The 26,360-nt window shown below is 48.1% G+C and carries 16 protein-coding genes; 12 read left to right on the top strand and 4 right to left on the bottom strand.

Translation table 11 applies throughout. The annotated features are described in order from the left end of the window. Positions 1 to 79: 79 nt before the first annotated feature. Positions 80 to 1,057 carry a helix-turn-helix transcriptional regulator gene (locus tag ABIA61_RS04005; RefSeq protein ID WP_283655990.1) on the top strand — a complete coding sequence of 326 codons (978 nt, stop codon included), beginning with the start codon at positions 80 to 82 and terminating at the stop codon, positions 1,055 to 1,057. 152 nt (positions 1,058 to 1,209) lie between these two features. On the opposite strand, the gene ABIA61_RS04010 is transcribed toward ABIA61_RS04005, so the two are convergent. The 3 genes from ABIA61_RS04010 to ABIA61_RS04020 all read right to left on the bottom strand — a co-directional run bounded on the left by ABIA61_RS04010 (position 1,210) and on the right by ABIA61_RS04020 (position 5,555). Further along, positions 1,210 to 1,728 carry an NAD(P)H-dependent oxidoreductase gene (locus ABIA61_RS04010; protein ID WP_283655991.1) on the bottom strand — a complete coding sequence of 173 codons (519 nt, stop codon included), beginning with the start codon at positions 1,726 to 1,728 and terminating at the stop codon, positions 1,210 to 1,212. 165 nt (positions 1,729 to 1,893) lie between these two features. Continuing rightward, a complete protein-coding gene (locus ABIA61_RS04015) occupies positions 1,894 to 3,012 on the bottom strand; it encodes a GGDEF domain-containing protein (RefSeq protein ID WP_404520092.1) in 1,119 nt (372 codons plus the stop codon). Positions 3,013 to 3,119: 107 nt separating this feature from the next. After that, a complete protein-coding gene (locus tag ABIA61_RS04020; protein WP_404580329.1) occupies positions 3,120 to 5,555 on the bottom strand; it encodes a glycoside hydrolase family 94 protein in 2,436 nt (811 codons plus the stop codon). Between the two features lie 223 nt (positions 5,556 to 5,778). Here ABIA61_RS04020 and ABIA61_RS04025 point away from each other — a divergent pair, with 223 nt between their 5' ends. Further along, the gene (locus ABIA61_RS04025; RefSeq protein WP_283655994.1) at positions 5,779 to 6,513 is read left to right on the top strand and encodes a thioesterase II family protein; all 735 of its coding nucleotides are present in this window, start codon (positions 5,779 to 5,781) and stop codon (positions 6,511 to 6,513) included. A gap of 18 nt (positions 6,514 to 6,531) precedes the next feature. Continuing rightward, positions 6,532 to 7,386: a sugar phosphate isomerase/epimerase family protein gene (locus ABIA61_RS04030; protein WP_404580330.1), complete on the top strand. Its 855-nt coding sequence runs from the start codon at positions 6,532 to 6,534 to the stop codon at positions 7,384 to 7,386. Between the two features lie 79 nt (positions 7,387 to 7,465). Here the strand turns inward: ABIA61_RS04030 and ABIA61_RS04035 are convergent, their stop codons facing one another. After that, a complete protein-coding gene (locus ABIA61_RS04035) occupies positions 7,466 to 7,834 on the bottom strand; it encodes a DUF423 domain-containing protein (protein ID WP_283655996.1) in 369 nt (122 codons plus the stop codon). A 317-nt stretch (positions 7,835 to 8,151) separates the two neighbouring features. On the opposite strand from ABIA61_RS04035, the gene ABIA61_RS04040 reads away from it, so the two are divergent. The 9 genes from ABIA61_RS04040 to ABIA61_RS04080 all read left to right on the top strand — a co-directional run bounded on the left by ABIA61_RS04040 (position 8,152) and on the right by ABIA61_RS04080 (position 26,262). Continuing rightward, a complete protein-coding gene (locus ABIA61_RS04040) occupies positions 8,152 to 11,100 on the top strand; it encodes a glycoside hydrolase family 48 protein (RefSeq protein WP_283656259.1) in 2,949 nt (982 codons plus the stop codon). Between the two features lie 135 nt (positions 11,101 to 11,235). Further along, positions 11,236 to 11,739 (top strand): ferritin, encoded by a 504-nt coding sequence (locus ABIA61_RS04045; RefSeq protein WP_283655997.1) that lies wholly within the window; start codon positions 11,236 to 11,238, stop codon positions 11,737 to 11,739. Positions 11,740 to 11,928: 189 nt separating this feature from the next. Next, complete coding sequence (locus ABIA61_RS04050) at positions 11,929 to 12,849, top strand: NAD(P)/FAD-dependent oxidoreductase (RefSeq protein WP_404580331.1); 921 nt, start codon at positions 11,929 to 11,931, stop codon at positions 12,847 to 12,849. A 136-nt stretch (positions 12,850 to 12,985) separates the two neighbouring features. Further along, a complete protein-coding gene (locus tag ABIA61_RS04055; protein ID WP_283655998.1) occupies positions 12,986 to 13,534 on the top strand; it encodes a GNAT family N-acetyltransferase in 549 nt (182 codons plus the stop codon). Positions 13,535 to 13,591: 57 nt separating this feature from the next. After that, on the top strand, positions 13,592 to 14,710 hold the full coding sequence (locus ABIA61_RS04060; RefSeq protein WP_404580332.1) for an LLM class flavin-dependent oxidoreductase: 1,119 nt from the start codon (positions 13,592 to 13,594) through the stop codon (positions 14,708 to 14,710). A gap of 210 nt (positions 14,711 to 14,920) precedes the next feature. Next, a complete protein-coding gene (locus ABIA61_RS04065; protein ID WP_404580333.1) occupies positions 14,921 to 16,951 on the top strand; it encodes a S9 family peptidase in 2,031 nt (676 codons plus the stop codon). 636 nt (positions 16,952 to 17,587) lie between these two features. After that, positions 17,588 to 18,811, top strand: a complete 1,224-nt coding sequence (gene fabD, locus ABIA61_RS04070; RefSeq protein WP_404580410.1) for an ACP S-malonyltransferase — start codon at positions 17,588 to 17,590, stop codon at positions 18,809 to 18,811. Beyond that, positions 18,786 to 24,920: an aminotransferase class III-fold pyridoxal phosphate-dependent enzyme gene (locus ABIA61_RS04075; protein ID WP_404580334.1), complete on the top strand. Its 6,135-nt coding sequence runs from the start codon at positions 18,786 to 18,788 to the stop codon at positions 24,918 to 24,920. The genes fabD and ABIA61_RS04075 overlap by 26 nt, the downstream gene beginning before the upstream one ends. A gap of 238 nt (positions 24,921 to 25,158) precedes the next feature. After that, positions 25,159 to 26,262 carry a DNA alkylation repair protein gene (locus ABIA61_RS04080; protein ID WP_283656002.1) on the top strand — a complete coding sequence of 368 codons (1,104 nt, stop codon included), beginning with the start codon at positions 25,159 to 25,161 and terminating at the stop codon, positions 26,260 to 26,262. The last annotated feature ends 98 nt before the right edge of the window (positions 26,263 to 26,360 follow it).

The following is a 26,360-nucleotide window of genomic DNA, read 5'->3' on the forward strand; positions in this document are numbered from 1 at the left end:
CAGGAGGTTCTTTGTCAAATCACCATTAATCCGGTATGATGAGAATAATTATCAATGAACAATACTGGAGTGAAACGCTGTGCAGGAAGCTACTTTTCATCATAATTTTAATCTGTTTCTTGAAAAATTGGAGCTGAATTTTGACGTTACAGGCGATAAAGCTCCGTTGGAACTTATACAAACCGTAGGGAAGGGTACTATTTGCCGTTGCTCCCCGCGTCTGGATATGGAGCTTGTGGTTTCCGATTATACCTTTCATCAAAGCCGAACGATTGATTTTGTGGCTTCTGTGCCTATGGTGGAGCTTACCTGCTGTTTCCGCGGCGGACGGGAGGTTCAGGCGTCGGGAGTACGGCATGAAATTGTGCCGGGGCATTTTTCGTTACAGCTCCTGAAGCCGGGCGAAGCTCGCTTTGAATTTACGGCGAATGAGCAATTTACGATGCTGGGCATCGGGATTCCGGTATCGACGTTTCATTATTTTATGGAAGAGGCGGACGGAAGAAGGAGTGTTGATTTTGCGGATTTACTCGGACCCCATTCATTTCGCGCTTTTCAGGCTCGTATGAGTCCAGTTGCCGTCTCCAAATGGACTCAGCTAATGCAGGGAATTCAATCCGGCTCGATGCGCAATATAGAAATGGAATGTGCCGTATTGGATTTGTGGATGCTGGCTTTACGCACCTTTTTCGAGAATGGGCATGATCCATCCGTCTCCTTGAACCGGGATGAAATCTCCAAAATTAAGAGGGCGCGTCAAATTATGCTGGAGCACATGGCGGAGCCGCCGTCTCTCTTGCAGCTTTCACGTATGATCGGCATGAACGATTACAAATTAAAAATGGGCTACAAGGAAATGTACGGAACAACCGTCTTTGGAGATCTGCGCGAACAACGGCTGGAGCAGGCACTTCATTTGCTGCAAGTCGGAGGAAATAGTGTTACGGAAGTTTCTTTTGCGGTGGGCTATTCCAATCCAAGCTACTTTGCAGAGGCGTTCCGTAAAAAATACGGCTGCAATCCGGGTACACTCGTCCGAAATCGTTTATTCAGCTAATTAACCCATTCCTGCAAACCAGCAAAAGAACGCAGTTCTTTATCATTCCTGATTTGAAAAATCAAAATCAAAAAATCCCCTTAGTCGGTAGACTGCCACGCTCTGCTTCACAGCAGGTGGCAGCTCCAACCAAGGGGATTCTTGCAATTCAATTAAGAAGTAACGGCTTGCGCGTATTTTTGTGCGGATTGCTCAAGCTGCTCGTCGGTCAGAACCCCAGCACCATATTGTACGAAATAAGGGAGCAATTTGACACCAATCAAGTGGCTTGTAGCTTCGAGAGGTCTCAACAGTTCTTCGATTGTGTATCTGTTCCGTCCGTCATGTTGATAGTTTTCCTCTACACTAGCGGCAGACAGAGCAATCAGTAACTCTTTGCCCTCCAATTTGCCACCTTCGCTTCCATAAGCCCAACCGTAAGTCAGAACCACATCTTGCCATTTTTTCAGCAGGGAAGGGGTGCTATACCAGTAAAAAGGAAATTGCAGTACAATACGGTCATGCTGCTCCAGCAGTTCCTGCTCTTGAGCTACATTGATTTTCTCATCCGGGTATACTTCATACAGGTTATGAACGGTTACACCCGATTGCTGTTTGAGCTCCTGGACCCATCTTTTGTTAACGCGGGACTCCGCAAGATTAGGGTGGGTTACAATAACAAGTGTTGACATATGAAAAACATCTCCTTTAACTTATTTTATGTAAGTAAATTACGTTATAACTTGTAACTATTATAGTTTCAACTCATATTCTTGTCAAATGGATTGTCTCTTAAAAAAGAAATCCCCGGCAAGCGAGTGCCGGAGAATTCATCCTGCGAAGTATTCTCTGTCGAATTAAGCGATATGATTGAGCGAAACTATCTTATTCTTGCCAGAACGCTTGGCTTGATATAGGTAGTCGTCCGCTTCCTGAAAGAACGAATCTTTGTTCATTTCTTCTGTATAGCTTTTCAGTCCAATGCTTACGGTCACGGAAATGTTCTGCTTTTTTTCATGAAAGATCATCTTTTCCACTGCATGTCGGATGTTTTCGGCGATTTGATAAGCTTCTTCAAAAGTATGCTCGAACATCAGGATGGCGAATTCCTCACCACCATAGCGGGCCGCAATATCATTAGCTGTAATCTGTTCTGTAATGATTAGCGAAATGCTCTCCAAAATTTTATCTCCGAACTGGTGCCCGTAATTGTCGTTAATTTTCTTGAAATTATCAATATCAAGTAATGCGAGATGGATAATGGCGCCTTGTTCAGCATATTCGAGTGCTTTTTCATAGAAGTTCTGAAAGGACAAATGATTATAGAGCTTGGTTAACCCGTCGGTCATCGACATTTTGCTTATAATCGCATTACTAATCATTAATTCCTGGTGAGCACGCTGTGTTTTATACAAATCCAACAGCAGGTCACGGCCGCTTGCCTGAATAATAATGGCAATAAAAGTGGACATAATCAAAAAGATCAGAATCGCTACAATATCAAAGACCGACAAGTAGGTACGGAAAGAACCATCCACTGCCAGCAAAAGTAAAAAGACTCCAACTTGCAAGACAAAGGAAAACCATATTAGGCGACGATTGAAGAACAGGATGGATGAGAAAATAGGCAACAAGCACAACGCCGGGATAATCCCAATATCGTAGTTTAAACGAATGATGGTCCAGCAGATGACCGTGCTTGCCACAAATAGGATCACAAATGAATATCTGTTGTATTTATAATGAACCAGCTCTGCAAGCAGATTGGAACCACACATAATCAGTGTCGGAACAATGAGAACTCCAACGTAAAATTCATAAGACGAAGCGTGGTATTCGAGAAATAAATAACAACCAAGCTGCGCAATAAAATGTACGGCTATAATCATCCAGTATAATAAAAACATTCTCCGTACCCAGCGAGCTTCCTTTAATTTATAATCGGTTGTTTGAGTAAGTCGTGTTGTCTTATTCATGATGTCACCACACTTAATGTATCTTTAGCCATTCTCGTATTATAAGATACTATGTGACGAAGTTGAAGCTAATTTTTTAGGGGTCGATTTAGGGGTTAATGTACTTGTCAGCCCAGTAACACTTTAACCTGATGGATTGCACCATCTCCTGCAACTGGCAGAACATTGTCCGTGAGGATAGTACCATCTAGTGTGACTGTTGCTACACCCTTGGATATATGTTGTGGATTCGTGATTTGGATCACGTAGGTATCGCCACGGAAGACGCGAGTGATTGTAAATTCGTCCCAAGCGGCAGGGATACACGGATCAATACGCAGACCATCCCATTCCGGCTGAATACCAAGAATAGACTGGGTAATGGCTACAAAGTTCCACGCCGCTGTGCCGGTCAACCAGGAATTTTTGGCTTCGCCTTCACGAACGGCATCCTTACCCGCAATCATTTGCGCATATACATAAGGCTCGGTGCGGTGGATGTCGCTGATGTCCTCCAGATAGGCTGGAGCAATTTTGCTATACAGTTCAAATGCACGATCTCCACGGCCAATCACGGCCTCCGCCATCATAATCCACGGGTTATTGTGACAGAAGATGCCCGCATTTTCCTTGTACCCTGGAGGATAAGAGGATATTTCACCCAGATTGATGTAATAGCGGGAATAAGGCGGATTTTGTAGCACAATGCCATAGGGGGTTTCCAGCCGATCCCGTGTAGAGTCGAGAGCTTTTTGAGCCTGACCTTCCTCAACTCCGATCCTGGCCATCACGCAAAAACCCTGCGGCTCAATGAAAATTTGGCCTTCCTCACAATCCTTGCTGCCGACTTTGTTCCCATAGTGGTCGTAGGCACGCAGAAACCATTCGCCATCGAAGCCATGCTCTAGCGTGGCTGTCCGCATCCGATCCACATGGGCTTGGGCCGTAGCTGCTTCCTCATCTAATCCTCTGCGCTTGCACAGCTCGATAAAATCTGGTCCTGTATATACGAAGAGTCCGGCGATGAATACCGATTCCGCTGTGCGGCCCTCCAAATTTTGTGTGGTCTGATAGGACTCATCTGGTGTGGCGGAAAAACAGTTCAGATTCAAACAGTCGTTCCAATCTGCCCGGCCAATCAGTGGAAGACCGTGCGGGCCGAGATTGTTAACCACATGATAAAAGGATCGCTTCAAATGCTCAAAAAGGGTAGCGGTGTGCTCTGCATTTCCGTCGAAAGGCACCTGTTCGTCCAATATGGCGAAGTCTCCCGTTTCTTTGATATACGCAGCGGTGCCGACAATTAGCCACAGCGGATCATCGTTGAAACCGCCACCGACCTCGTGGTTTCCTTTTTTGGTTAAAGGCTGGTACTGATGATAAGCCCCGCCGTTATCAAATTGTGTGGAGGCGATGTCGATAATCCGTTCCCGCGCCCGCTCCGGTATTTGGTGGACAAAACCAAGCAAATCCTGATTCGAATCCCGGAAACCCATTCCACGCCCGATGCCGGATTCGAAATACGAAGCGGAACGCGACATATTGAACGTAACCATACATTGATACGGGTTCCATATATTCACCATCCGGTTCAGCTTATCGTCGTGGCTCTGAATGGTGTACTTGGAGAGCAGAGTGTTCCAATAGGCCCGCAGCTCACTCAAGGCTCGTTCAACATCGGCTTCATCCGCGAATTGAGCAATCATGGCATGAGCCTGCTTTTTATTAATCACACCGGGAGATTCCCATTTTTCATTCTCCGGATTTTCCACATAACCAAGTACAAAGTTAAGACTCGTATCTTCACCTGGCTCCAAGGTTACTTCGATGCAATGCGACCCTACAGGCGACCACCCGCTGGCCACAGAGTTCGAGGCTTGCCCGGCGGTGACGGTTTGCGGCTGATCCAGCCCGTTGTATAGTCCCAGAAAAGCTTCACGGTCTGTATCGAATCCTGCCAGCGGGCGATTGACAGAGAAGAATGCATAGTGGTTGCGACGCTCACGATATTCCGTTTTGTGATAGATGACGGAGTCCTGTATTTCGACCTCGCCCGTGTTCAGGTTGCGTTGAAAATTGGTCATATCGTCATAGGCGTTCCACAGACAAAATTCCACAAAAGAAAAGAGCTTGATCTTTTTAGTCTGAGCAGAAGTATTCTGAAGCTTGACCTGATGTACCTCGCCATCAAAGGACAGCGGTACAAAAGCCAACTGCGTCGCCCGGATACCGTTACGTTCACCCATAATTGAAGTATAGCCAAGCCCATGTCGGCACTCATACCGATCCAGCTCCCGTTTGACTGGCATCCAGCCCGGTGTCCAGTAATCCCCGTCATCATGAATATAAAAATAGCGGCCGCCGTTATCGACAGGAATATTGTTGTATCGGTATCGTGTTAGGCGACGTAAGCGCGCATCCCGGTAAAATGCATAGCCGCCGCCTGTATTGGAGATCAGTCCAAAAAATCGTTCGTTGCCTAAATAATTGATCCAGGGATATGGGGTTTGAGGGGTGTGTATGACATATTCTTGTTTAGCATCATCGAAGAAACCGTACTTCATGGCGTAGAACTCCTCTCGAATTTAAAGAAATAAAACCAAACACATTATTATATTCAAACATGAAGCTGTTCTTCCTAAAAGAAGCGGTTTCCTGCCTGATGCAAAAGATGCTTGATTTCCCCGACCTTGTTTCTTGAATTTGCAAAATATTTGAAATGGGTAAATATACCTTTTTATGCTAAAATGAAAGAGTTAAGACTCAACATGGCAGGAGGTTGCAAGGATGGCACCCATCACATTGTTTTTCATTCCATATGCAGGTGGATCGGCATCGGTCAGCTTCAAATGGAAAAAGCTGCTGCTTCCGCAGATTAAGCTTGTCCCGCTGGAGCTGGCGGGCAGAGGTATTCGTTCCGGAGAGCCGTTAAAAGACAGCATCGAGGAAATGAGCGAGGATTTACTGCTCAAGATCAGTCAAGAGATAGCCCCCGGCGATCCTTATGCTATATACGGTCACAGCATGGGAACGATGATCGCATTCGAGCTGTATTACAAGCTGGTGGCTGGTGGTTATGGCAAGCCAGCTCATCTGTTCGTATCTGGGGGACGGGCACCGCATGTCCCGAGAGATTTCCCGTGGGCCCATGATCTGCCCGCAGAGCAGTTCAGAACGCATTTGCAGCGATATGGTCAGCTTTCGGAGGCCATTTTTGACAATCGCGAATTGTACGACTATTTTATCCCGGTGCTAAGAGCGGACTTCAAAGCCGTTGAGACGTATAAGTATACGCCCCGAACGGTACCTTTGAATTGTTCGGTCACTGCCTTGACAGGGCTGGCCGATAACACGATGACCTTGCAGGATGCGGAAGCGTGGGAGCAGCATACGAATCAGAATTTTCAAATTTTCACCTTTGACGGGGGGCACTTTTTTATTCATGATGAGGTGGAAGGGATTACGCAAATCATTAATGAGACTTTGGAAAGCAGTGCTGTGACAAGCAGGACGCAACATTAAAAAGAAGAGGTGATTTCAGTGACAGTAGGCGTATTGGCGCATTTGTTTGGCAAGTTGCCTTATCGCGAGTTGGCTGCAAAGGTAGGCGCAGCGGGCTTTACTCATGTTCAACTGGCTCCGTGGAGAGCGATCAGTGATGTGGACTTTAACAAACCGGGCAAGTTCAGCCCGGGATTGGCGCTGTCTATCGCGGAGGAATTCCGCAAGCACGGAGTATCCATATCGGTTCTTGGATGCTATTTGCATTTTTTTGAACAGGATGAGGAGCTGCTGCGTGAAAATGTAGAACGCTTTAAAGAGCTGATCCGATATGCGAGCCTGTTAGGGGCACCGATGGTGGCTGCCGAAGTCGGACGTAATGAAGATGGCAGCGCATATACGGAACGAGACTGGAAGGTTGTAAAGGAAGTCGTGCGTGAATTAGCCGATGAGGCGGGAAAATGGGGCGTATTCGTAGGATTGGAGGCCGCTAACGATCATTTGGTCGGAACGGCGGTAGAACTGGCTACCTTGCTGGAGGAAGTACCGTCATCCCAGATCGGTGTAGTGATTGATCCGGGCAATTTGCTGAAAACGGAAAATCTGGCACGGCAGGATGAGGTTATCCGCGAAGCGTTCCAATTACTAGGACCTCGAATTATCGCGGCACATGCCAAAGACCGGCGTTTGTCATCGACAGGTGAGATCGAGACCGTGCCGCCGGGTTTTGGTGACATGAATTACGGCCTATACATGGAACTGCTGGAACAGTACAAGCCGGGGGTTCACATCATTATGGAAGCCGCGCAGGAACACCAGATGGCTGAATCCAGACGTTACATCGAGGGTCATCGCTTAGCGGCTCAGAAGGTGCAAGGAGTACAGACGAAATAATAATATTCTTTCATATTCGGGAATTGCTCAGGAGACTTGGAAGCGTCTACTTTTCCAAGTCTCTTTTCTTTAGCTATGTTTAATCTTGTACAACCGCCACAATCACAAGCACCCAGCTCACCAAAAAAGCCACCCCGCCAATCGGGGTAATCGCTCCGAGCTTTTTCACGCCGGACAAGCTAAGAGCATACAGACTGCCGGAGAACAGGAGAATACCGATAAGCATAATCCAGCCTGCGGTTACGACCAGAGAAGAATGGACCAGATTTCCTGCAACTGCTCCGAGCAGAACCAGGCCCAAGCCGTGGGCAATATGATATTGGATGCCCGTCTGGAATATACTCATCATGTCTGCGGAAAGTCTTTTTTTCAAAGCATGTGCCCCGAACGCTCCCAGGGCTACGGCTAAAAACATCATCGTACAACCAAGTACCAGTAAAATTTTCATTTTGTAACGCCTCCTTGTGAAATCGTAGCGATTTCATGCAATTTCGTCAATTTTCATTATTAAACTCTAAACATATTGATTTTTTCGACTCTCATTTCGCGGCGGGTGTGGTATATTTTTTCCAGGGCCAATGTGAAGCATTTGGAGCTATTGGACAGCGTGTCCTCCACCTTTTTTATGGGAAAGTGAGGTGATGGTGCTGTCTTTTTGTGCTGTTGTTTTTCAAAATAAAATCTTGTGTAAAGCCAAAATTGATAATGGAGAGGATGAATGCAAAAGTGATCAGCAGAAAATCCGTGTTCAGGAAATCTGTCTCTATGGTCATGTCAGCCATTTTGGTGCTTCCGCTAACTTTGGGCATATTTCAAGCCGAACCCGACCGTGCTTCAGCCGCAACACCGGAATCCACACGCTTTCTTCAATTGTACAAACAACTGAAGGACCCGGCCAGTGGATATTTTTCCAAGGAAGGTATACCTTACCATTCGGTTGAAACCCTGATGAGCGAGGCCCCGGACTACGGACACTTAACGACCTCGGAAGCCTATAGCTACTGGATGTGGCTGGAAGTGCTGTATGGTCATTATACCGGGGATTGGGGGAAGCTGGAATCCGCTTGGGACAACATGGAGAAATACATCATTCCTGTTAATGAAGGAGATGGCAAGGAAGAACAGCCTACTATGAGTAACTACAACCCCAACAGCCCAGCCACCTATGCAGCAGAGTATCCGCAGCCGGATCAATATCCAAGCCGTCTGAGTGGTCAGTATAGTGGTGGCAAGGACCCGCTGGATGCAGAGCTGAAAGCAACCTATGGCAATAATCAGACCTATCTGATGCATTGGCTGCTGGACGTGGATAATTGGTACGGTTTTGGCAATCTGCTGAATCCGTCTCATACAGCGGCCTATGTGAACACCTTCCAACGCGGGGAGCAGGAATCGGTTTGGGAAGCCGTCCCGCATCCATCGCAGGATAATCAAAAATTTGGTAAAGCAAATGAAGGCTTTATGAGCCTGTTTACCAAGGAAAATAATGCTCCTGCACAGCAATGGCGCTACACGAATGCCACCGATGCGGACGCACGGGCGGTTCAAGCCATGTACTGGGCGAAAGAACTGGGATATGACAACTCGGTATATTTGGATAAAGCGAAAAAGATGGGAGACTACTTACGTTACGGTATGTACGATAAATACTTCCAAAAAATAGGAAGCGCTTCCAATGGGACTCCGACCGCTGGTTCCGGCAAGGATGCCAGCCACTATCTGATGGCATGGTATACGGCATGGGGTGGCGGACTGGGTCAAAGCGGCAACTGGGCTTGGCGGATTGGCGCCAGCCACGCGCATCAGGGCTACCAAAATGTCGTTGCTGCTTACGCGTTATCCGATCAGGATGGCGGATTAATACCAAATTCACCAACGGCGGGACAGGATTGGGCTACCTCGCTGAAGCGCCAACTGGAATTTTATACGTGGCTGCAATCCGATGAGGGAGCCATTGCAGGTGGAGCAACGAATAGCTGGGATGGTGCCTACAAGGCGTATCCGTCTGGCACAAGCACCTTCTATGGAATGGCTTATACAGGCGCTCCTGTATACCAAGATCCACCGTCCAACAATTGGTTCGGAATGCAGGCTTGGCCTGTCGAGCGGGTTGCCGAGCTGTACTACATTTTAGCCAAGAAGGGTGATACTTCTTCCGAGCAGTTTAAAATGGCTAAGCAAGTGACGGAAAACTGGGTAGCATGGTCCAAGAGCTATGCATTTGCCAACGAACGTCCTGTGACAGACGCGCAGGGATACTATTTGGACGCTCAAGGCAAGCGCATTCTGGGTGGTAAAAATCCGAAGGTTGCCACTACAGCAGCTAAAGGCGAGTTCTGGGTGCCAGGTAATCTGGAATGGAGCGGGAAGCCAGAAACCTGGACCGGATTTGCCAATCATAAGGGGAATGCCAATCTGCATGTAGTAACGAAGAATCCAGGGCAAGATGCGGGAGTGCTGGGCAGTTATGTTAAAGCGCTTACTTTTTTTGCTGCCGGAACGAAGGCCGAAAAAGGAGATTACACCGCATTAGGCAAGGAAGCCAAGGATCTGTCCAAAGCTTTGCTCGATGCTGCATGGGGTTACAACGACGGCGTGGGCATTACCACGAAGGAAGCACGTGAGGATTATTATCGTTATTTTACGAAAGAAGCGTATATCCCGAACGGATGGAGTGGTAAAACGGGGCAAGGCAACACCATTCCTGGCGCAGACGCTACCGCCTCTGATCCGTCCAAGGGTGGTAATGGTACGTATTCCAGCTACACCGATATCCGGCCTAACATCACCAAAGATCCTCAGTGGTCTTATCTCAAGGACAAATACACAACTTCATGGAATAATCAAACGAAAAAATGGGATAAAGGCGCTCCGGAATTTACGTATCACCGTTTTTGGTCCCAAGTCGATATGGCGACAGCTTATGCCGAATATGACCGTCTCATCAACAATAGTGGAACAACTGAGCCGACAGCTCCCAAAGCTCCGGCAAATGTGAAAGCAAGTGCCGGGGATGCTCAGGTTACACTGAGCTGGAGCAAAGCGACGGGGGCCGACAGCTATACCGTCAAGCGCTCCACAACCAGTGGGGGACCTTATACCACGGTAGCAACGGTAACGGATAGCACTTACAAGGATACAGGAGTGGTGAATGAAACCACTTATTATTATGTAGCAAGTGCAACTAATTCTTTAGGAACCAGCCCGGATTCTGCCGAGGTCAGCGCCAAGCCGACAGCAGCGCCGATTCCGGCAACGGGAGATGTAATTGCCCAATACCGCGTGGGCGACACGAACCCGGGAGATAATCAGATTCGTCCGCTTTTCCGTGTTGTAAACAAGGGGAAAGAGGCTGTTGATCTAAAGACTGTCAAGCTGCGGTATTACTTTACAGTGGATGGCGATAAACCGCAGGAATTCCATTGTGACTATGCACAGCTCGGCAGCGGCAACGTTCAGGGACGCTTTGTGAAACTGGATAAGGCGGTTACGGGCGCAGATTACTATCTGGAAATCTCCTTTGGAGCTGGTGCGGGAAGTCTGGCAGCAGGAGCCAACACGGGGGATATTCAGGTTCGCTTGAACAAGACGGACTGGAGCAATTATAACGAAAGTGATGATTTTTCCTATGATGCGACCAAGACGTCTTATGCAGATTGGAACAAAACGCCTCTGTATGTGAACGACCAGCGTGTATGGGGGCTGGAGCCTTGAATGTAAAATAATCTTGGATGATGCGGGCGCAATGCGAGGGTGTTTAAAACTCACATTGCGCTCGTTTTTATGATTGGTTTCGTGGTACACTAAGATCGCTACATCATTACATACATGACCGAGGTGACCTGATACATGAAAGACAATTTGGCACAGGCTCTAAATGAGCAAATGAATTTTGAGTTTTACTCCGCTCACGTATATCTGGCGATGGCTGCTTATTGCTCTGGCGAAAGTCTGGATGGGTTCGCAAACTTTTTCCTGGTACAAGCTGAAGAGGAACGTTTTCATGCGATGAAGCTATACAAATATATTAATGACCGCAGAGGGCGAGCTACTTTGGCAGCATTACCGGAGCCTAAAAATAGCTACGATTCCATGTTGGACGTATTTGAGCACGGCTACAAGCATGAGCAGCAAAATACGCAGAAATTTTATCATTTGGCTGACTTGGCTCTGGACGGACGTGAGCATGCGACGATCCATTTCCTGAAATGGTTTATTGATGAACAAGTCGAAGAGGAAGCTCTGTTCGACAATGTGATCCAGAAGCTCAAGCGTATTGAAAGAGATAGCAACGCTTTTTATATGCTGGACAGTGAATTTGCCCAACGCAGCTTTACAGCCCCTGCGGAATAAAGCAACATGCACATTTCGTCTGAATGCTAAGGATATGGCTGGCATGGTATGAGACGAGGAATTAGAAAAGCCCGGTTTTCGGGCTTTTTTTTCGTTTTTTATGATCAGGTGCAGCTTGACACATTAGCGAATTCGAGGATATTATAGATATAATAAGTCTTTAATATCTATTTAAAGGAGATGAGCATCATGATTTACGATTGTGCTATTATTGGCGGAGGACCCGCCGGATTGAATGCAGCCCTTGTGCTTGGCCGGGCAAGACGAAGTGTGGCTTTGATCGACAACAACCAGCCCAGAAATGCCGTTACGCATACATCGCACGGCTTTATTACAAGAGACGGCGTAACGCCGGCCGAGTTCCGTCGCGTTGCTTATAAGGAAGTACTGCGCTATCCGTCTGTCGATCATCTGCAAACCGAGGTTGTTTCGATTGAAAAAACTGAATCCGGATTTGAGGTGCTTGATTCGTCAGGCCTTCGTGTTCAAACGCGAAAACTGATTTTGGCGACGGGCGTAAAGGAGATATTTCCCGAGATCGAAGGCTTTTATCCACTATACGGAAAAAGCTTGTTTAATTGCCCCTATTGCGACGGCTGGGAGCTACGGGATCAACCGCTTGTCGTTGTGTCCGAATCTCCGGGCATCTATCATACGGCCAAATTACTCCTTAATTGGAGCAAGGATGTGGTCGTCTGCACGAACGGCCACGATACCCTGTCAGACGAGCAAAAAAAATGGCTTCAATCAAAGGGAATTGTTGTGATGGAGCAGCCTGTTGCGGCTTTCATCGGCCACAATGGACAGCTTGAGCATGTTCGCTTTACGGATGGAACTCAAGTCTCGAGGGCTGGTGGTTTCATCGCTCCCAAATTTGTGCAAAGTACACCGTTTGGAGAACGTTTGGGCTGTGAAAAGCTGGAGTCGGGCGGGATCAAGACGGATGAATCAGGAAGAACCTCTATACCTGGGGTATACGCCGCCGGAGATTCTTCATACTTCATGCCTTCCCAATTGATTTTTGCCGCAGCCGACGGCAGCCGAACCGGTATGTGCGTTAACATGGATTTGACGGAGGAGGATTTTGCAATTCGGGGTCACTTTCGCTAGGTTATCGTTATTTTAAATATGCTTATAGAAAAAATTAATTTGTCGCTGGATTGTGAGCATGCTACAGTTATTTTATCTTTTATTCCTGATTAAGTAGATAGGATTAATAATTTTTATAAAGGAGAGGCGGGTTAACATGAGCGAAATCTATCGTTTGGCACAACGGGAAGATGCGGAGAGATTGCAGTACGTGACTTATGAGGCGTACGAAACAATTCGGCAGTTGGAGCTTAAATGGCCTGCCGCTCAGGCAGATATTCCTATCATTCAGGAAAACATTAAAAATAATGACTGCTACGTGCTGGAAGTCGATGGTGTAATTCAGGCTACAGTTAGTCATCTCAAAAATAGAGCTCTTAATTTTATAACGGATCTACCATTTGTCATGTGGTTTGCCGTCAATCCGGCTGCTCAGGGCAAAGGTTACGGTCGCAAGCTGCTGAACTGGGTAGAGCAGACTATAATCCGTGATCAGGTGGGAGCTCCTGCCGTTACGCTGGCAACAGCCGAAAAGCATCCCTATCTGCTGTCTATGTATGAGCGTTGGGGATATGAGCGTATTCATGCGTTTGACCATGGAACAGGAGATGGAACGATGCATGTGCTGCGTAAAGTTGTGAATCCCGAATTATTTGAAACGTATATTCGTGAAAAAAACGAAGCCGAGACCGCTAACCGCAATTAGGGCCGATACCTGGGAAAGGACGAAGCCGACTCATTCTCCGAAAGGGGCTTTCTTGAAATGAAGTTTGTGTTATTCAGTCTGATGGCTAATCTGCCTAATGCGATTACCGGGGAAACCTGGAGCTCGCAGCAAAAATTCCAAAATGTAATCAATCAGGCTGTTCTCGCAGAGGAGCTTGGTTTTGATGCATACGGTGTGGGGGAGCGGCACGGTGCGCCTTTTCTGTCATCCTCACCCCCGCTCGTGCTGACCGCTATTGCGGCGAGAACCGAACGGATTCGTCTGCTGACTATGGTGACGGTGCTTAGCGTGCTGGACCCGGTGCGCGTGGCAGAAGACTATGGGACGTTGGATCATTTATCGGGTGGAAGATTAGAGATTATTATTGGGAAAGGCAATGATCCGCGCCATTATCCGTTATTTGGAATTACAGAGGAAGAACAGTGGGACTCGCTTGCTGAGCGCTATCGTCTGCTCAAACGACTGTGGAGCGAAGAAGAGGTGACGTGGGAAGGAAGCTATCGTCCACGGTTGCATCAAGTCACGACACAGCCACGGCCGTATCAGCAGCAGATTCCCATCTGGCATGGCAGTGCTTCCAGTACACGATCGACCGAGCTGGCTGCGCAATACGGGGAGCCGATATTTTCCTCGAATTCTTTCCACCCGCAGGCCAAGTATAAAGCGCTCATTGATCATTACCGGGAACGGCTGGCTTATTACGGGCATGATCCGTCTCAGGCTGTGATTGGTGCCGGAGCAGGGAGTCTGTATCTGGCAGATACGGATGAGGAAGCGATTCGACGGTATCGTCCTTATTATGATGCCTACCACTCGACAGCGGCAGCTCAGCACAATCAGTCGCCCTTCACGAGTCTGGAGGATAATATTCGTAACGGTCCTGTTCTGATCGGCTCTGCGGAGAGCGTTCTTGAAAAAATACGGAACTATCATACCGCGTTTGGTCACCAGGTACTCAGCATCAGCGTGGACGGGCTGGGTGAGCAGGAGCAGCTCGAACAGCTACATCGGTTTAGCGAGAATATCATACCGGTGCTGCGGCAGGAAATTCCGAGCACGATTTGGCAGCATGGGCCGAATCTGGATGACGGAAGCAGGTCGATTATCCCTGTAAAAAATGATGCGCCACCCATATCTCCTATTTTTCAACTATAGATGTGACTGTTCAATCACCTTATCTCATAAAAAGCCTCCGATTTAGGAGGCTTTCAGGTCTGTGGCGACCAGAGAGATAGGGTTTTTGTATTGGAAATACATGAAAAAGTAAATTGACAGAGACAAGTAGAAAGAGTAACGTGATTTTAATACCATTTAAAACTTACAAATTTCATCGGATTAATATATTTCGAATCTTATAGAGATCTGATGATTGGAGGAGGAATTGTTTTGAGCGACCCGCAATCCAGTATAGCTAAACGCCATATAACAGCAGAGGATTTATATCAACTTCGGTGGGTCAGCGATCCTGCTGTCCATCCAGGTAACGGTGCAGTCGCTTACGTAGAGCAGTATATTAATGAAGATCGGATAGACTATAATTCTGACATTTGGCTTTTGCCATCAGAAAACTCCGAGCCGTTGCCCTTCACATATGGGCCGAAAGACGAATCACCTGTCTGGTCACCTGACGGATCACAGCTTGCTTTTCTCCGTACGCTGGAAGGTAAGCGTCAGGTATGGATCATTCCAGCTAGCGGAGGAGAGGCTCGGCAGCTTACATGGGCAGAGAAAGGCGTTCATTCATTGGCTTGGTCACCGGACGGATCCTACATATCCTTTGTCGCAAAAACCACAGAGAGTCTGTCATCCCCGACATCAGTGCAGCCGAAAGGACAGGTCGTTAACCGAACAAAAGCCAAGTCAGATGGCTACGGGCTATGGGATGATACACGTAATCACTTATATGTGACTGATGTAAATTCAGGGGACACCGTCCAACTGACGTTCGGCGCGTATGACGTCGCGGAACCTGTCTGGTCGCCGGATGGCAAACTTATTTTATTCGTGGCCAGAATAGCGGAGCATTCAGAAGAGGATACGGATTTACGCAAGCAAAATGATTTGTTTACGATAGCTCCTGCTATTTCAAAAGGAAATGCGGAAGCACCGCGGAAGCTAACCTGCTCCGAGCTGCAAATCGAGAGTGCTGAATACTCTCCCGATGGTTCAACGATTGCCTTTTACGGACATGATCGACATGCTAAAGGCGCGACCCAGACCCGATTATACATCCTCCCTTCGAGTGGTGGCTCGGCAGTATGCATTAGTGAAACGCTGGACGCACACCTCGGTAACGCGGGTATGAGCGATATGCGCTCACACCTTCATGTAGGGCCACCACGTTTTAGTATGGACGGTCAATCCCTGTATACGCTTGTAACCCGTGAAGGAAATGTGCATGTATATCAGTTTGCACTTGATGGAAGCTTTACAGTTTTGACGCAGGGAGACAGAGAAATTTATCAGTTCACGCTCACCCCGGATGAGCAGCATATCATTGCAGCTTCAACTCACGTGACATTGCCAGGCGATTTGTTTCGAATTGCGATCTCTTCCGGGACAGAGGAACGACTGACGCAGGTGAATGACTTGCTGCTGGAAGAGATCAGGTTAAGTGTGCCTGAGAGCTTCTGGACTGAGGTCGAGGATGGTCGGAGGGTCCAGGGATGGGTGATGAAGCCAGTCGGTTTTGCGAAGGGAGTTACCTATCCCGCCATTTTGGAAATCCATGGCGGTCCCCATGCGATGTATTCCCACTCTTTTTTTCATGAGTTTCAGTTGCTAGCAGCGCAGGGATATGCGGTCATTTACACAAATCCGGGGGGAAGCAGAGGGTATGGCCAGTCTTTTACCAATGTCGTTCTTGGCGAGTACGGCGGACGAGATTACACGGACTTGCTGAGTGCGGTCGATGAGGCCATTCGACAGTTTCCATTCATTCATCCAGAACGACTAGGTGTTACGGGGGGGAGCTACGGAGGCTTTATGACTAACTGGATTGTCGGTCACACAGACCGTTTCCGTGCAGCCGTGACCCAGCGCTCCATATCCAACTGGCTATCCATGTATGGCGTGAGCGACATTGGCTACTCATTTACAGAAGACGAGGTCGGCGGCAATCCTTGGGACGATTTCGAGGTCTTATGGAGACAATCTCCACTGGCATATGTTAAGCAAATAAATACACCACTGCTTATTTTGCACGGGGAGCAGGATCTTCGTTGTCCCATTGAGCAGGGAGAGCAGCTATTTACAGCACTACGGCGATTGGGTAAATCCACGCAATTTGTTCGTTTTCCAGGCTCAAGCCATGAGCTTTCACGAAAAGGGCATCCGCAGCTTCGTGTGGAACGACTGCAACGCATTACAAATTGGTTTGTCAAGCACCAGATATAACACGTCATCTGTTTCTTGCACTTACGACACAGAAATTTTTACGAAAATTCATCAAAAAATTACAAACAATGCCTGATTTTCATACAAAAGAGGGTATTGTTTGTATGTATAATATACTTACACATTATAAATTCATACTTTAATTTACTTTTGTGTTTATAAAACCATATTAATCTCTGTTTATTTATTTTTTTCCATTAAAGGAATTTGAAAAAATATTGACTTTTTTCGAGTCCATATTTATTATATAATTAAAATATTTCACAATTAATACTTGCTTTTGGAATGAAATTGCGTTGTTTTCGGTATTTTTTCGACACATTCATCTATGATACTAGATTCTTAGGTCCCAACCTAAGTCTTTAGTCCACTCCGAGCTTTTCACACTTCCAAGCTTTTCACACACACCTGAATTTATTTCCAATAATACCACGATTGGCAATTCAATCACCAAATTAAATCTTAAATTGTCGCTTATTGCTTTTTTTGTCAACCTTACAACTTTGCTTTGTTATGGTTTGCTGTATCCATCTCCATATTTTCATATCTCCATACATATATACATTAACACCTGAATCGTAAAAACATTTTTGTTTTGCCACATCTTTGTGGGGAGGAAAGGGGTTTGGTATGAATTTGAATCGAATGGCTTTAGTTTTTCCAGGACAAGGATCTCAGTATGCAGGAATGGGAGCCGCATGGCATAGCGATTTTACAGAAGCGGATCACTTGTTTGAAGAGGCTGCTGATATTTTGGGATATGATCTGAAAGCTTTATGCATGGCAGGTCCGATCACCCAATTATCCAAGACATTCTATACTCAGCCCGCACTTCTTACAATCAGCGTCATTGCATTCCGACGTTATATGCACGAAATCGGGATTATTCCGAAATTTTCAGCAGGTCATAGCCTGGGTGAATATTCAGCTCTGGTAAGTAGCGGTGTTCTATCCTTTGGCGACGCTTTACGACTGGTACAAGAGCGGGGACGCTTCATGGAAGCAGCCGCAGAGGCCGGTCTGGGCAGCATGATTGCCATTCGCGGAGCTGAATTGAACGTCGTGGAAGAATTCTGTCGTCTGCACTCCACAGTCGATCAGCCTGCTGTCATTGCCTGTTACAATTCGCCCAATCAGTATGTCGTCTCTGGTCATCATACGTCGGTAGCTGTGGTAGCTGGCAAGTTAGAACAGCGGGGGGCCCAAATTACTCGCTTGCAGGTCAGCGGTCCTTTTCATAGTCTGCTTATGCAGCATGCTGCGGACAGGCTGACCATCGAGCTGCAAAAATACACTTTCCATGAACCGCAGTGGCCCGTGATCTCCAATGTGACCGCTCAGCCATACCCTGATGTAGACAGCATCCGTCAAGGATTGATTTTGCAAATGACTCATCCGGTTCGATGGATACAAACCATGCAGTATATGGCGAATCATGGCGTGAAGCAGAACATCGAGTTAGGTCCGCGAACGGTGTTGAAAAATTTAGCGAAGGAAATAAACACTACCATCGAAGTGCTGTCTCTGGACAGAGACTTGGATCGCGTTGAACTGGAACGCCGTTTCTCGATCCGTGATTGGGTTGCCCGTTCCCTGTCACTGGCGGTGTCTACCCCCAATGCCAATTGGAATGAAGATGAGTATCTAAAGGGTGTTATTTTACCTGTTCGGAGACTGGAAGAATTATTGCGAAACTCAGAATCAGGCAGCAGTCCACCACCTGCTTCTGAGCAAAGACAGGAAATACTGGGGTGTATTCGCCTGGTGTTGCAAACCAAACGGGTCTCCGAAGGAGAGCAGAAAGTAATGCTAGAGCAATTAAGGAGGGATCAGGATGGAGCAGTTTCAAACTTTAATTGAAATCATTCAAGACCGTGCAAGCCGGGATGAGAACGGGATCACCTTTATTTCCGGTGATAAGCAAGAGGAATATGTGTCCTACAGTAAACTTCTGGAGCAAGCATCGCAGGTGCTTCATGCATTACAGGAAAAAGGGATACAACCTGGCGATGAGCTGATCATGCAGATCGACGACAATCATACCTTTGTGAATGTATTTTGGGGCTGCCTGCTCGGTGGAATCGTTCCGGTTCCTGTAAGTATCGGGAATAATGATGAACATAAAATGAAACTGTTTAAAATCTGGAATACGCTCTCCCGCCCTTATATGGTTGCAGATGATAAGGTTTTGGAACAACTGGAAAAGTACGCGCATCAGCACGAACTGCTGGATTCCTTTGAGCCTGTTAAAAAAGCAACTTTTTCAAGCCATACATTCGACTATTCCGGTCTGAATAAAGGTGTAGTTCATGTATCCAAACCGGAGGATTTGGCTTTTATCCAATTTTCCTCAGGCTCTACAGGTGATCCTAAAGGGGTCATGCTGACACATGAAAATCTGGTTTACAATATTCGGGATGTCGCAAATCAAACGGGCATGAGCTCCAAGGATGCTTATTTGGGTTGGATGCCGCTTACGCATGATCTGGGATTGATCGCCTTTCATTTAACCTGTGTGGTCGCTAATGCCAAGCAGCTGATTATGCCGACGGCACTTTTTATCCGACGCCCGTCTTTATGGCTAAAAAAAGTATCGGAGCATAAGGTGACTCAAATATGCTCTCCCAATTTCGGATATAAATTTTTTCTCGATCAGTACAAACCTGAAACAGCGGATAACTGGGATTTGTCAAGTGTACGTATGATTTTAAATGGGGCTGAGCCGATATCTGTAGAGCTTTGCCATGTGTTTATGGATGCGATGAGTGTTCACGGCTTGAATAAAAATGCGATGTTTCCTGTCTATGGATTGGCAGAGGCGAGCGTGGGTGTTTCCACTCCCCCTCTGGACAAAGATACCTTTATTCCGCTTTATTTGAATCGGCAGCAGTTACACGTAGGTGAACCCATTGAAGAAGTAGACAAGTCCGACAAGCGGTGTCTTACTTTTGTGGATTTAGGGTATCCGATGGCCAGTACCTCTGTCCGCATTTGCGATGAACAAAATCGGGCGTTGGAAGATGGTGTGATTGGACACACACAGATCCGCGGCAAAAATGTGACAGCTGGATACTACAACAATCCCGAGGCTACCGCGAAGGTTAAAACAGAGGATGGCTGGCTCATCACCGGAGATTTAGGGTTTATGAGAAATGGCCGCCTGGTTATTACTGGTAGAGCCAAGGATATCATTTTCGTGAACGGACAGAACGTTTATCCTCATGACATCGAGAGAACTGCCGAGGAGCTGGATGGCGTGGATCTCGGAAAAGTAGCGGTGTGTGGTGTCCATGATGCGCAAACCAGGCAGGATCGTATTGTTGTTTTTGTGATGCACACGAAAAAGATAGAGCATTTTGTGCCGCTAGTTCAAAAGCTGAAAAGCCATCTGAATTACCGGGGAGGCTGGCATATTCAGGATGTAGTTCCGATTCGACGTATCCCTAAAACAACCAGCGGGAAGGTTCAGCGCTTCATATTAGCCCAGAATTATGAACAGGGTGAATTTGATGAAATATTGACATCACTGGCCGAGGCTACTCAAATCGCGCAAGCAGCTGAGCGTATAGTCCTGCCTCAAGGCGAAATAGAACAAAAGCTGATTGGAATCTGCCAGGATATTTTAAATGTAAAGTCGATTGGAACGGATGACAGCTACTTTGATATCGGAGTGACTTCCTTGCAGCTCGTTCAAATTGTGGACCAGTTGGAGGACCAATTAGGGATTCATATTGAGGTGACGGACTTCTTTTCCTATCCGACCATCGCCAAGCTGGCTTCGTATATCTCCAGTCAAAGCCTAAGCAGCGACGCGACTGCAACAACACAGCCCGAGGCCAAGGAGGAAGCGAATGACCGGGATATCGCCATCATCGGCATGTCCGGCAAGTTTCCTCAAGCGGATACACTAGAGCAGTTTTGGGCGAATGTGTCATCAGGGGCAGACAATATCGGTCCGTACAACGATGAAAGAAGAAAAGATGCCGAAGCTTTCATTTCCCGTCTGAATACGGAAGGACGGAATATGCAAATCGCAGAAGGTGGCTATTTGGACGAAGTAGACAAGTTCGATTACTCCTTCTTTAAGCTGACACCACGGGAAGCCTCGCTAATGGACCCGAATCAACGGTTATTTCTACAAACCGCCTGGAGCACGATTGAGGATGCGGGGTATGGTGGCAAGCAGCTGGCAGGCCAAAAGGTTGGCGTGTATGTTGGCTTCTCCAAAACCAGCTTCGAATATGAGCGTTTGTTGTCCGAGGTGGAACCGGGCGCGCTGCCGAACTTTGCCATTGGTAATTTATCGTCCATTATTTCCAGTCGGATTGCATATTTGCTCGATCTAAAAGGCCCGGCGCTAACGATTGATACAGCATGCTCTTCCTCACTCGTGGCGGTGCATCTGGCCTGCAAGTCCATCCTCAATGGAGACTGCGATATGGCACTGGCAGGTGGAGTGAAGACGATTTTGCTGCCGCTGAAAGCGGGTATAGGCATGGAATCCTCCGATGATCGGGCACGAGCCTTCGATGACCAGTCGGACGGAACGGGCTGGGGAGAAGGAGTTGGAGCCGTTTTCCTGAAGTCTCTGCGCAAAGCGGAGCAAGATGGCGACAACATTTTAGCCGTGATCAAGGGAAGTGCAATCAATCAGGATGGCAGTACGATTGGTATTTCAGCGCCGAATGCGCTGGCTCAAGCGGAAGTGATTTCGCAGGCGTGGCGTGATGCACAGATTGATCCCGAAACGGTGAGCTATATCGAAGCGCATGGCACCGGGACCAAGCTGGGTGATCCGGTCGAGATTGACGGCATTACCAAGGCTTTCCGCAAGCGTACACAGCGCAAGCAATTTGTGGCGATCAGCACAGTCAAAACGAATATTGGCCATTTATACGAAGCCGCCGGAATTGCGGGCTTGATCAAATCCGTACTGTCCATGAAGCATCAACAGATTGCGCCGCTCGTTCATTTTCGCACGCCAAACCAGAAGATCCATTTCGAGGAATCTCCGGTATATGCCAATACGAAGCTGAGGGAATGGAAGACGGACGGCTTCCCGAGAAGAAGCGGGCTGAGTTCCTTTGGATTCAGCGGGACAAACTGCCATGTGGTGCTGGAGGAATATATAGCAAAGACGGAATCGGATAAATCCTCCATTGCCAGCAACAATGGATCATCACCGCTGCTGCTGACCCTGTCAGCGCGGAGTGAATCCGCTTTGCGCGAGCTAGTCGGGCGGTACGCAGAACGGTTCAGACGGCCGGAAGAACTCGTGATGAAGGATGTATGCTATACGGCTAACACTGGCAGAAGCCACCTGAATCACCGGATTGCGGTGACTGCCGCAGGAGCGGATGCGCTGAAAGCAAAGGTGCTTCAGTTGCACGAACAAGGCAGAGCCGTCGAAGGTGTATACACCGGGAAAGCGGATAGCACAGGTGGCGCAGAGACGGTCACTGGAAGCTTGGACACGTTGCAATCACTGGAGCAACTGGCTGCCAAGTATGTGCAAGGAGCGCAGATCAATTGGAGTGCCCTATATGCAGGTAAGCACTACAAAAAGGTTTCTCTGCCTACGTATCCATTCGAACGGAAAAGATGCTGGATTAACGTGCCCGAACAGGTTCGAACGGAACAGAAGGCACCCATTCATGAAAACTCAACAGTAAGGGAGACTGGAATTATGGGGAACGAGTATTCGGTGTCAGCATCGGCTACCGATCAGTACAAATCATCTATCCTTCAAAAGTTAGCGAAAATGATCGGTAACGTGTCCCAGCTCAGTCTGGAGGAACTGGAGCCACAAACACATTTTCTGGAGCTTGGGCTGGATTCCATTAATTTGTCCCAGGTTCGCCATAGCATCAAGGATACCTTCGGACTGGACGTTCCGATGAACGAATTTTTCGAATCGTTGACCACGCTGGAGCTGTTAGCCAGCTACGTAGCCGAACGGGTGAGCATTTCCACTTCTGCTGAAGCCCCGATTCAGTCTGTGGAAAATCATTCGGAAACAACTCTGAATCAGGCTGTTCATGCAGCTTCCCCGTTAACCCAACTGTCTCATGAATCCGGCGTTCCGGCTGCCGCATCCGTTTATGGTATAGATACGGCTGGGCAAACACGGGCTCAAAGTTTCCCAATCGCTACAGCTCCTGCGGGTGTAGAGCGAATTTTGGAGCAACAGCTACATCTGATGTCACAGCAGCTTGATGTTCTCCGGCATCAGCCATCTGCATCCGTAATAGCTTCCGAGCCATTTAGCCCGGAATCCGGCGTTTTGCCATCAGCAAGTAGAGGAGGCACGGAGATTATCCGTACCGAATCCAAGCAGGAAGTCGCGGCCACATTAGCACCCGCTCCATCAGTACAGGCTATTCCCAAGAAGACATGCAATGAAGCCAAGCCGTTTGTGCCTTATAAAAAGCTGGATGTCAAAGCACGTGAATTGCTTTCGCTCCGTCAGGAACAACATCTGCAAGAGCTGATTGAACGCTACACGGCCCGTACGCGTAGCACTAAACAGTACACCCAGCAGTATCGCTCCGTTTACGCCAATAACCGTAATGTGGCTGGTTTCCGGCCTGTTTTGAAGGAAATGGTGTATCAAATCGTATCTCAGCATGCAGACGGGTCTAAAATTTGGGATCTGGATGGTAATGAATATGTCGATTTGACGATGGGCTTTGGCGTGAATCTGTTCGGACACAATCCAGCCTTTATTCGTGAAAAAATGGAGGAAGAGCTGAAGAACGGCATGTGTGTCGGCCCGATGTCCAACATGGCTGGACAGGTCGCCGAGAAAATTTGCAAGATGACCGGCGTGGAACGGATTGCGCTGTACAATTCCGGCACGGAGGCTGTCATGGTCGCGCTCCGTTTGGCACGTGCTGCCACGGGACGGGCTAAAGTCGTCATTTTTGCTGGCTCGTATCACGGTACATTTGACGGGGTGCTGGCGCTGGGGAGCGCGAGTGACAACAAGGAGCATTCGACACCTCTCGCTCCAGGTATCCTGCAGCATATGGTGGACGATATCGTCGTGCTTCATTATGGAGCGGACGAATCCCTGGATTACATCCGCACCCATGTGCATGAGCTGGCAGCGGTTGTCGTGGAGCCGGTGCAAAGCCGCCGGCCAGATTTTCAGCCTCAAGCCTTTTTGCAGGACATTCGCCAGATGACGGAGCAGTCAGGTACTGCCTTCATTTTTGATGAGGTAATTACAGGCTTCCGGATTCAGCCGGGAGGGGCACAAGCCTGGTTTGGTGTGCAAGCCGACCTTGTGACATACGGTAAAATCATTGGCGGAGGGATGCCGATCGGCATCGTAGCCGGGAAAGCCGCCTTTATGAACGGGATCGACGGAGGTACGTGGAGCTTCGGGGACGATTCCTATCCACAACATGAGCAACAGCGAACCTTTGTCGCGGGAACCTTCTGCCATCATCCGCTGGCAATGGCTGCATCCTTAGCGGTGCTGGATCATTTGGAGAGCAACGGCGAGCAGCTGCAAAATCGCCTGAACAGCCGCACCTCGGCGTTAGCAGCGGAGCTAAACAGCTATTTCACGGACGAACACGTACCTATGAAGGTCGTTCACTTTGGCTCCCTGTTCCGCTTTGTGCTCAAAGGCGATCTGGAATTGTTCTTTTATCACATGCTGGAAAAAGGCATCTATATCTGGGAGGGACGAAACTGTTTCTTGTCCACTGCCCATACGGAGGAAGATATTGCGCAAATCGTACAAGCGGTCAAGGATAGCGTGAACGAGCTGCGCAAAGGGGGATTTTTACCGGACCCACCCCCGAATGGAAACGGCCCGGGTCCGGGCAAGCAACCTTTACCTGTAACCGTACCTCCAGAGGCTGAAGCAGTGGGCGTTCCAGAAACCGTTATTGCGCTGACTCCGGATCAAAAGCAGCTCTGGTTTGCCTCTGTCTCGGAACGAAGTGACTCTCATTGAATAAGATCACCAAAGAACTGAATGAGAAACTTTTCACCCTGGGAGTGCTTCCCCGCAATTTATAAGCCACGCATACAAAATGTCAGGTCCTCATCACGGGGCCTGGCATTTTTAGTATGTCTGGCTTCTCCACGTCGAGACAGATCATTTTGGTGCTGGTGTTGGAGCGCTGTTTATGGTTATCATAGACGAAGGTATGAATCTATCGTTTACATTCGGATACAAAAGGAGATACAAGATGGCTGAACCTTTAAAAAATATATACACAGAGGATTTTCTTCGCCTTTTCGGTGAAAGAGTACAAACGGCGTATAGCTCGTTTGATACCCAGGGATTTATCCATCAGGTCATGGACGAATCGTGGAATGAGCTGGAGCTAAAAGCACGGATGCGGCGAATTTCACTAACATTGGGGACGTTCTTGCCCAGTCGTTATGAAGAAGCCTTGGCTGTCCTTTTTGCTATAGACGAGCATTGCAGTGGTTTCCCGTACTTATTTTTTCCTGACTTTGTGGAGGTGTATGGGCAGGGAGAGGAGCATTGGACGCTCTCTATGGAAGCGCTGGAGCGTTTCACACAGAAGTCATCTGCGGAGTTTGCCGTGAGACCCTTCCTGCTGCGCGAACCGGAACGGATGATGCGCCAGATGACGGTCTGGGCGGTTCATCCGAGCGAGCACGTCCGCCGTCTTTCCAGCGAAGGCTGTCGTCCACGGCTGCCGTGGGGGCAGGCGTTGCCCATATTTAAGCGCGATCCCGCTCCTGTATTGGCCTTGCTGGAACTGTTGAAAGCCGATCCCTCACTGTATGTACGTAAAAGTGTAGCCAACAACCTGAACGACATCGCTAAGGACCATCCCGAAGCAGTCATTGCAACAGCTCAACGATGGAAAGGTACGCATCCCGACACCGACTGGATTGTACGCCACGGCTGCCGCACCCTGATTCGCAAGTCCAGCCCCGAGGCGATGGCGCTGTTTGGTTATGCCGAAGAAACGAACGGATCCCCGTTAGTTACGGAAGCGTCTTTTACCGCCGATCCGGCTGTGTTAAAGCTCGGTGATAGCTGTGAGCTAAGCTATGCGCTTCAACTTAGGGAAGGTGAACCAGTGCGAGTTCGCATCGAATACGGCATCGACTTTGTGAAGGCAAGAGGACAAGTCTCGCGTAAATTATTTTTGCTTTCCGACAAAAACGTACCCGGAGGAACCCGTCTTACAGGTACGCGAACACACCGTTTCGCAGACCTGACGACCCGCCGCCATTATCCAGGCGCACACCGTATTACACTGCTTGTGAACGGACAGGAAGCTGCATCTTCGGAAGTGGAACTCCAGTTTTAAAAGCTTTATAGCAGCAGAGAGAAAGAGTCTGAAACCTGGCTCTTTCTTTTTGTCGTTCGCTTCTATGGACTTTATTTTTTTCAAAAAAATGAGTCTGG

The sequence above is a fragment of the Paenibacillus sp. RC21 genome (genome assembly GCF_044907935.1).
Lineage (GTDB): Bacteria > Bacillota > Bacilli > Paenibacillales > Paenibacillaceae > Paenibacillus > Paenibacillus terrae_A.